The sequence below is a fragment of the Paenibacillus sp. OT2-17 genome, from assembly GCF_009827695.1.
Lineage (GTDB): Bacteria > Bacillota > Bacilli > Paenibacillales > Paenibacillaceae > Paenibacillus > Paenibacillus polymyxa_B.
Genome location: NZ_WUDQ01000663.1, coordinates 1 through 1,850, shown reverse-complemented (window position 1 = coordinate 1,850; position 1,850 = coordinate 1). Strand labels below are relative to the sequence as shown.

1 protein-coding gene and 2 pseudogenes are annotated in these 1,850 nt (G+C 49.2%); all 3 read right to left on the bottom strand.

All coding sequences use genetic code 11. The features are described from left to right. A pseudogene (locus GRP75_RS25855) lies at positions 1-181 on the bottom strand (ABC transporter permease); the annotation flags it as partial. Between the two features lies 1 nt (position 182). After that, positions 183-1,547, bottom strand: coding sequence for an HlyD family secretion protein (locus GRP75_RS25850; protein WP_023987577.1), 1,365 nt, complete (start codon positions 1,545-1,547; stop codon positions 183-185). Positions 1,548-1,570: 23 nt separating this feature from the next. After that, positions 1,571-1,850, bottom strand: a pseudogene (locus GRP75_RS25845) (TetR/AcrR family transcriptional regulator); the annotation flags it as partial.

Sequence of the window (1,850 nt, the reverse complement as noted above, 5' to 3'; positions counted from 1 at the left end):
CGTCGTACACTGTGACAGGCATCTCGGTAATCCGCTGATGTGAATACAGGAAGCCAAATAGTATCGTATACACAATCGGCGTAATCAGCAGAATAGCCATAAAGCGGCGGTCCCGGAAGATGCTCAGCCATTCCTCGCGAAACACATCGCGGATACGAAGTCTTTCCTGTGAATCCTGCATATTACTGCGCCCCTTTGCCTGTAAACAGAACCGTGGAGCCTGTTGGAACCGAAGCAGCAAGGTCTGGCAATGCTACTTTAACACCGAAGGAACGGACATCCTTGTCACCGGAGCTTTGGCTCGGTTTTTGAATGGCAAAGTCCGCAGCCGATTCTAACAGAATGACTTTACCCTTCAGCTCCTTACCGCCAGACAGCAATTTAATTTGGACTGTATCCCCTGCTTGAAGACCGTTCAGAGACGTTTCAGGTACATAGAATTTAGCCCAACGTTGTGTCGAAGTTTCAATGGTATAGACCGGGAATCCTGCGCTAGCCATTTCACCTAAGCTAAGCGACTTGGATTTTATGATTCCATCTTCTGACGCATATAGCGTAGTGTAGCTCAAATAGGTCTGAGCCTCTTGAAGCGCGGCTTCCGCTTGGGCTACCTGAGCATTGGCACCTGCAACCGCAGATTGAGCCTGCTCAACTGTGGATTGCGCCGCCTTCACAGCGGATTGCGCTTGCTCTACCGAAGCCTGAGCAGCTTTGACATCTTCCTGTTGTACAGCAACTTTGCCCGCTCCTGCCTGTGCTTCCTTCACCGCAGCCAAGGCTTGACGGTATTGAGCTTCAGCCGCCGTAATTTCCTCCTTGCGGCTTCCCTCCCGTGCCATATCCAATTTTTGCGACTCTGCATTATATTTGGCCACTGCCTGTTGATGTTCCAATGTCGCTTGATCCAAAGATGCCTGAGTTGCTGCTCCGGCTTCTTGAAGCTTTTTGGCACGCTCCAAATTTTTAACGGTCAGGTCCAGCGTTTCCTTAGCTATCTTCACAGATACTTGCAATTGCTCAAGCTCCTGCGGTCTTGCCCCGCTCTTGAGGGCATCCAGTTTTGCCTTGGCGGCGTTCGCAGCCGCTTTGGCCTGTTCAATCTGGCTGGAGGAAGCCTCTGCGGTCACACTGACCGATGTCGTACCTTGGCTCTTCTTGGCCTGAGCGGCGCTCACAGTAGCCTGTGCCTGACCTACGCCTGCTTGAGCCTGCAACACACCGGCTTTTGCTTTGGAGACATTACTCTTAGCTGCCAGCAACGCCGCCTGTGCCTGCTTCACCTTATCTTCCAACTCGCGACTTTCCAGATGGGCTAACACCTGCCCCTTTTTAACCTGATCGCCTTCTTTGACGAGCATCTGGTCAATCCGTCCTGCCATTTTAAAGCTGGCATTGAGGGTATCCGACTCCACATAAGCCGTAGGAATGGAAGAAGACTGATCCGCAGACAAGCTGCTTCCACCCCGTGGAAAAGCAGTCAAGGCATATATTCCAACCGCGATTAAAATAATAAGTACGACGTAAATCGTATATTTTTTAGCTTTCATGTTCTCATCACTCCATCTGTCTATTAATGTTGCATGCCCAATGCATTACACACAAATACTTCAATACTTTCTCGAACCTCTTGCAGATTCATCGTTTCGCCCCAAACCATAGACCGCATTGGAGCGAAAATGTAAATCCCAAATAAGCAATTGGCTGTTGTTTTGGCATCCAGCTTACTTGAAATTTTCCCATATAACTTACCGGAATCGATCTCTGCCTCCATAAAATCAAAATAATCAGCCAGCACCTGCCTAATATTAAAATGCTGCTCTTGTGAAACCCAGCCCTTACTGACCAATAGA

Excerpts from the sequence above, each read along its gene's own strand:
- GRP75_RS25850 (WP_023987577.1), bottom strand. The coding sequence starts at position 1,547 with ATGAAAGCTAAAAAATATACGATTTACGTCGTACTTATTATTTTAATC.